Source organism: Pseudomonas sp. NPDC087639 (genome assembly GCF_044743385.1).
GTDB lineage: Bacteria > Pseudomonadota > Gammaproteobacteria > Pseudomonadales > Pseudomonadaceae > Aquipseudomonas.
The window spans coordinates 68,422-74,823 of the sequence record NZ_JBIUWI010000015.1; the positions used below are offsets into that span (position 1 = coordinate 68,422).

The 6,402-nt window shown below is 55.7% G+C and carries 8 protein-coding genes and 1 pseudogene; 5 read left to right on the forward strand and 4 right to left on the reverse strand.

Features of this window, described 5'->3' with window-relative positions; genetic code table 11:
* Positions 1-363: 363 nt before the first annotated feature.
* From ACIOVB_RS09130 to ACIOVB_RS09140, 3 genes are all read left to right on the forward strand, one after another.
* Positions 364-1,473, forward strand: coding sequence for a hypothetical protein (locus ACIOVB_RS09130; RefSeq protein ID WP_401266894.1), 1,110 nt, complete (start codon positions 364-366; stop codon positions 1,471-1,473).
* 3 nt (positions 1,474-1,476) lie between these two features.
* Positions 1,477-2,046, forward strand: a complete 570-nt coding sequence (locus ACIOVB_RS09135) for a LemA family protein (RefSeq protein ID WP_401266897.1) — start codon at positions 1,477-1,479, stop codon at positions 2,044-2,046.
* Positions 2,047-2,187: 141 nt separating this feature from the next.
* On the forward strand, positions 2,188-2,577 hold the full coding sequence (locus ACIOVB_RS09140) for a hypothetical protein (RefSeq protein WP_401266899.1): 390 nt from the start codon (positions 2,188-2,190) through the stop codon (positions 2,575-2,577).
* Positions 2,578-2,734: 157 nt separating this feature from the next.
* On the opposite strand, the gene ACIOVB_RS09145 is transcribed toward ACIOVB_RS09140, so the two are convergent.
* Positions 2,735-3,094: a DUF6124 family protein gene (locus ACIOVB_RS09145; protein WP_401266902.1), complete on the reverse strand. Its 360-nt coding sequence runs from the start codon at positions 3,092-3,094 to the stop codon at positions 2,735-2,737.
* A 523-nt stretch (positions 3,095-3,617) separates the two neighbouring features.
* On the opposite strand from ACIOVB_RS09145, the gene ACIOVB_RS09150 reads away from it, so the two are divergent.
* Complete coding sequence (locus ACIOVB_RS09150) at positions 3,618-4,100, forward strand: GNAT family N-acetyltransferase (protein WP_401266904.1); 483 nt, start codon at positions 3,618-3,620, stop codon at positions 4,098-4,100.
* 37 nt (positions 4,101-4,137) lie between these two features.
* Here the strand turns inward: ACIOVB_RS09150 and ACIOVB_RS09155 are convergent.
* Positions 4,138-4,287, reverse strand: a pseudogene (locus ACIOVB_RS09155) (transposase domain-containing protein); the annotation flags it as partial.
* Entirely contained in the window at positions 4,269-4,742 is a 474-nt protein-coding gene (locus ACIOVB_RS09160; RefSeq protein ID WP_401266906.1) for a winged helix-turn-helix transcriptional regulator, read from the reverse strand. The gene ACIOVB_RS09160 and the pseudogene ACIOVB_RS09155, both read right to left, overlap by 19 nt.
* Positions 4,743-4,838: 96 nt before the next feature.
* On the opposite strand from ACIOVB_RS09160, the gene ACIOVB_RS09165 reads away from it, so the two are divergent.
* Positions 4,839-5,780, forward strand: coding sequence for an aromatic alcohol reductase (locus ACIOVB_RS09165; RefSeq protein ID WP_401266908.1), 942 nt, complete (start codon positions 4,839-4,841; stop codon positions 5,778-5,780).
* A gap of 180 nt (positions 5,781-5,960) precedes the next feature.
* Here the strand turns inward: ACIOVB_RS09165 and ACIOVB_RS09170 are convergent, their stop codons facing one another.
* Entirely contained in the window at positions 5,961-6,320 is a 360-nt protein-coding gene (locus tag ACIOVB_RS09170; protein ID WP_401266910.1) for a DUF6124 family protein, read from the reverse strand.
* Between the last annotated feature and the right edge of the window lie 82 nt (positions 6,321-6,402).

The following is a 6,402-nucleotide window of genomic DNA, read 5'->3' on the forward strand; positions in this document are numbered from 1 at the left end:
TATTCGAGAGCTGCACCGACCTGAACGTCTCTCTTTGAATCGACAATTGCCAAGTTCACAAAGCCAAATCGAAGGCCCTTCACCAAAGCCATAATCACCAAGGTCTTCCAGGTCGATGTACCCCGCAAGACACCTCGGTCGGCCCCCTCTCCCTCCGGGAGAGGGTTGGGGTGAGGGTAGCTTCTGCCCCCCATCCCGAAAGAATCATTTCCAGAATCGGAGACAGGCCAGAAGCCATCATTGCCATGACAATGCTATCGTCCCCTCCTTTTTCAAATTTCTGACAGATTATGAACAGAGCCAAACCCTCAATCCGGGCCGTTGCTCCCGCACCAGGCATCCCTGAATCAATGGATACCTGACATGACCAACACATCGCAGAACGCGAGATTCAATGAGTTGCTGGCTGTGAACGAAGCCAGTATTGACAGCGCTGAATCCAAAGCCGACCTATTGAACGTGATCCATGAGTTCGCTTCATACAATGGCCCGCTCAAATTCAATAACAAATGCGCATGGTGGTTTTTCGGCACGGGCCTGTTACTGATTGCGAGCACAGTGGCCTTTTATGGGTACATGAACACCTATACCGTCTTATCTTTTTTTTACCGTCTGCAAATTGATCCCGTCTTGTTCGGCATGGTCCCTGGTTTGCTTGGCATCGCGTTTACCGGTGGGAGTCTGGCATGGATGAGCTCCAAAGCTGATCGCTTGCCTTCACTCAGCCGCAGAATTGCTGAACTGTCATCCTACTTCCACAACGGGTTGATTTTCCTGGAAGAAGACTCGGACTGGACCCTCAACGAGCTGGATGCGCAATTTGGTGATTACAGCCGGGGCAACTACAGCCGCGAGTTGGTCGAGTCGATACAGGGTGAATTTACCGGCACGCTGCGCAACCTCCCTTACCACTATCGCCAGTTGCACTACGTTAACAGGCGAACAGTGCAAACCACTGTTACCGACGAAAAGGGAAAAACCCGAACGGAGACTCGAGTGGTTTATGACCACTACGACCGATACAGTCTGGTCATCGACTTTCCATGGGTCACCGGGATATCGGTTAGATCCGATGACCAATCAGAGAACGACTATCCGTGGCCCATGGACACGGCTTCTCCGGATTTCAATAAAGCGTTCTGTTTGACAGGTCGCAGCGAGATACTCTGTGCGAAATTCATCAAACCATCGACGGTGCTGCACTTGCTGAAGCTGTTCGACATCCTCGATCGTCCGAACCTGGAGTTCTCCGAAAATGGAAAGCTCTGCCTCAGCTTCGCGAGCAGCGACCTGTTCGCGTTCGGTAATGAGTATTCGCTGGCATCACCCAACGAGTTTTACGCAGAGATTGATGCAGGTGTCGATCTGCCGCGCCTGATGTCTGCGCTCCAATGGAGCCATGCACTCACTGAACTGCACGATGACAACTTTACTTTTACCGCCACTCCCCCAAAAAAACGCAAAGAGAAGTAAGCCATGGACATTGCACTCATCCTCTCCGCTGTTATCGCCGTCGTCATCATCTTGGTGGGCGTGGGCATCTACAACGACATTATCGGGGGACACAACGCAGTACAACGTGCCTGGTCGGACGTCCTCGTTTACGAACGCCAAAAGACCAAGGTGATCGATCAGCTTCAAAAGGTACTCGCCGACTTCATGGTCTTTGAGGCTAGCCTCCTCGAAAAAATCACCGGCCTGCGCAGCGCGGTCCACGCCCTGCCCGCTGCAGCGGACGGCAATGCCCTCACCAAAGTTGAAACCGCCTCGAGAGAGCTGATGGGTGGCCTGCGCATCGCTTTCGAGGCATACCCTGACCTGAAAGCATCAGAAGCGGCGAACAACATGATGCGTGAAATCGCCGAACAACAAGAGAACGTCGGCGCAGCCATCACCATCTACAACCGCAACGTCGAACTGTTCAACAACACTATCGAGATGTTCCCCGGCTCGGTCGTCAATGGCCTGATCAACAAGAAAACTCGTGTAACGCCGTTCTCCGATACCGAAGCTTCGCAAGGTTTCTCTTACACCCCGAATATCTAATCCGCACGATGCGTAGAACCCATCACCCGTGAGGGTGATGGTCGATCACCTCCCTCCTCAAATAGATCCGCCGCCAATTTTTCCAAGCGCGATGCCGAAAGCAGCAACAAGGTGGACAGCCCCGACTGGAGGAACTGTCAAATGAAGGCTTCTACCCTCGTACTTGTCGCACTTTATTGCATGGGTATCAGCGCCGCGTTTGCCGATGGCTCACAGGCGCCAAACGACAAGCGCGGCCCAGCAGGCATCGTCATCGGTGAGCGTTTGGTGGCGGCCAAGTCCAAGCTAGTCAAACAAGGATGGAAGCCGACGCGGATGCATACCACCGACGGCTATGAATACAGTGGCGTGGAGCGGGAGCTGGCTGCACGCAAGTTCTTCGAAGTGGATACCTGCTCGTTTGATAGCTCGCGCTGCATCTTGTACTACACGAAGAAAGGGACTTGCCTACGCGTCGATACCATCGGTGAGCAATTCAATGACATGACGGTGACGCGATGGATCCGTGAATGTCCTGAGCCGTCTCAATAACCACACGAAGACGGCACGGTAATAATCAACTGCTCCCAAAGGTTTCAGCGTCGTACACAGCATCTGCAATCAGCACAAAACCCTGTGGGAGCGAGCCTGCTCGCGAAGGCGCCAGAATGAACACCCGATCAATCAGCAGGTGATCCCGGCACCCGCATCACCCCGGCAATTGCAGATTATCCAACGCCCGATTCACCGCCAACTCCCCCAGCATGATCAACTGCGCAATCCCCAACAACGCCCGACGCTGCGACGCCGGTAACAGACTGGCCACGTTCTGGGCGATGGTTTGGGCCGAAGCGAGTGTTTCACTGGCATCGATCAGCAGTTCTTCATTCTTGTGGTCCGCCGTCACCGCATACATCCCACGGTTTTTACGTGGAGGCGGCGTGGAACCGGGTGGACAGAGGTAATGGTCGAGCGCGCGGTCGGCGGCTTCGTGGAGCTTTCTGGAATCGAGGGATTCGTAAGGGGAAACCGAGTCGGTTTCGGGCGGGTTGGGTGTTGGTTTGATCATGGTGAAGCTCCTTGATTGTTGGAGCGGCCACATTTCGCTGCGAAACGAAGGCAGGTGGCAGCTGTACGCAGGTTCGCAGACCGGGAATCAAGGCACCCGGCATACCCGAAGGTATCCCGCGCACAGCCGCCATAAAGCACCATTGCCGAAAATGGCAACGAGATTGGGAGCGCTGTGCGCCTTGATTGATCCGGGCTGCGAAACCCGATCGCTGATTCGTCAGCGACCGAACCACAATAGAACCCGCCCCCAAAGCGCACAAGCCGGCGGATTCTGGCGTAGCTGTAGGCAAAGGCGCAAGGATATGTAGCCTGAGAGAGTGTCTGGAGATGTCTTTTTAAACGTTGGTGTTTATCGGAGTCCTCATTGCGTCCGTCCCCTTGCCCCAACAGACGTAAGCGTCCGGCGAACACATCCCCCTGAAGCTGATAGGGAGCCATCGCCTCGATTGAACCGAGGCCGCAGTGGTTATGCGGATTCTGTTCTCTATAATCACTGACCGGCCATGTTTAGGGTGCTTGTTATGCCAGCCTACGCTGATCAAAACTCCGCTGTCGTTTTATGCGCAGCTTCCAATAACGACCTGGAAGATCTGGTAGCCATCAGGATTGAGGCCATGCGCGAGAGCCTTGAACGGCTTGGACGATTTAACCCAGATCGTGCGCGCGAACGATTTCTTGGCGGGTTCGACGCTAACTGCACACGCCGCATAGAAGTATCAGGTGATCTGGTCGGTTTTGTCGTAATCAAAGACCATCAGAGCGAGCTTCTGCTTGACCACTTGTATGTGATACCCAGTGCTCAAGGAGCAGGAATCGGCTCTGAAGTTCTTACTCGGATTTTCAGAGAGGCTGATGAGATCGGGCGTCCCATCAAGGTGGGTGCTCTCAAGGAAAGCGCTTCAAATCGTTTTTACGCTCGCCATGGCTTCGTGTTCGTCGAAAGCGGTGAATTCGATAATTATTATGTCCGGACTAACGGTAATGCCGTTGATTTGGGCGACTAGGCAGATTTGATACGGTGCCCCGTCAGAGCTTGCACCGCTAGATGGGCATCCACCTGTGCGGCAGTAGGTCGGTAATCTCATTCGCCCGCTGCGTCGGCAGGCGCGTGAGAACATCCTTCGGATACGCGTACGGAACATGACCATTCAGCCGCGCAGACTGGATCAAGCTCATGACCGCCGCCGCTCGTCAGACGCATCCGCATCAACCAACCCCACCACCGGAACCTGCCACGAAGGCTTTTTCCCACTCTGGCTATCAAACGCACGACGCGCCTCGCGAAAATCATCGACGTGCTCCACAACCCACGTCCAAATCGGCGACATGCGGACCAACAACTCCATACCCAACGGCGTCAGCTCGTACTCAACATGGGGCGGCACTTGATCCAACTCTCGCCGTATCAGCAAACCATCGCGTTCCAGCGCACGCAGCGTCTTGGTCAACATGCGCTGAGTCACGCCGGTCATTTGCCGTTTGATCTCGGCATGACGCATCGTGCCGTACACACCCAAGGCATGCAGGATACCCAGTGACCAGCGGCTACCGGCGTGAGCCAGGACTTCGCGCCGCACGCCATCATCGTCTCGTCTTAGCGTCTGGCAGATCGCTTCTGCCTGGCTAAGGGTTTCCTCATCGGTCATGTGTCCCCCTGGTATCACGCGTGTGCCTTCTTCTGAGCGCTGCGCATTCGTGCCAGCATCGGCAGATCATACAGACGACGGATCTCAGGAGACATCATGACCGCAGCGACTCACCCTTCCCCACAATCCATTCTTGTACTCGGCGCCGGCGAACTCGGCCTGCCGGTGCTGCGCAATCTTGCGCGGGTAGCCAAGCGCTCGCCCGGCAGCACCATCAGCGTTCTGCTCAGGGATTCGACCATCAACACGCAAGTCCCTGAGAAAAAGCGGGAAATCGATGAACTGCGCGGCCTGGGCATCCAGATGGTCGCTGCAGACCTGGTCAACGATTCCATCGATCAACTGGCCGAAGTGTTCGCAGCATTCGATACCGTCATAGGCTGCGCAGGCATGGTCGCGGGCCGTGAAACGCCGATGAAACTGGCGACAGCCGCGCTCAGGTCCGGCGTGAAGCGTTATTTCCCTTGGCAGTTTGGCGTCGATTTCGAAGTGATTGGCCGGGGCAGCCCGCAGGATTTGTTCGATGCGCAACTCGACGTGCGCGAGTTGCTCCGCGACCAGGATAAAACCGAATGGGTGATCATCTCGACCGGCATGTTCACCAGCTTTCTGTTCGAGCCGGTATTTGAAGTTGTCGATTTTGAGAACCACACCGTCAACGCCTTGGGCAGCCTGGAAACCAGCGTGACGCTCACGACGCCGGAGGACATCGGTAAGCTGACAGCGGACATCGTTTTCTTCGAACCGCGCTTTCGCAACGAGATCGTGTACCTGTCTGGCGACACGGTGACGTATGGGCAGGTGGCGAGCCTGCTTGAACGCGTGCTGGGGCGGCCGTTCAAGCGTAACGTCTGGACTGTTCCGCACCTGATGCAGGAACTGGAAAAAGACCCCTCTCACCACATCAAAAAATACCGCGCCGTATTTGCCCAAGGCAGAGGTGTGTCGTGGCCTAAAGCGGGGACTTTCAACGAACAGCAGTCGATTCAGGTCACCACGGCTGAACAGTGGGCTCGGGACAACCTGAATGTCGATTGACGCAAAGAAAGCAGCCCGCCATTCGCGGGTGCAGATACGCGTACATCGTCTAGAAACTTATCGCGGCTGAAAAGCCAGCGCACTCCCACCTTGGAACACGCTCAAAGGTGGGAGCGAGCCTGCTCGCGAAGGCGCCAGAATGAACACCCGATCAATCAACGGGTGAACCCGACACCCGCATCACCCCGGCACTTGCAGATTATCCAACGCCCGATTCACCGCCAGCTCCCCCAGCATGATCAACTGCGCAATGCCCAACAAAGCCCGACGCTGCGACGCCGGCAACAGACTGGCGACGTTCTGGGCGATGGTTTGGGCTGAAGCGAGTGTTTCACTGGCATCGATCAGCAGTTCTTCGTTTTTGTTGTCTGCCGTCACGGCGTACATCCCACGGCTTTTGCGTGGCGGCGGTGTGGAACCGGGTGGACAGAGGTAATGGTCGAGCGCGCGGTCGGCGGCTTCGTGGAGTTTTTTTGAGTCGAGGGATTCGTAGGGGGAAACCGAGTCGGTTTCGGGCGGGTTGGGTGTTGGTTTGATCATAGTGAAGCTCCTTGATGACTGGAGCCGCCACCGTTCGCGGTCAAACAAACAGGGTGGCAGCTGTACGCGGGTTGACCGACCG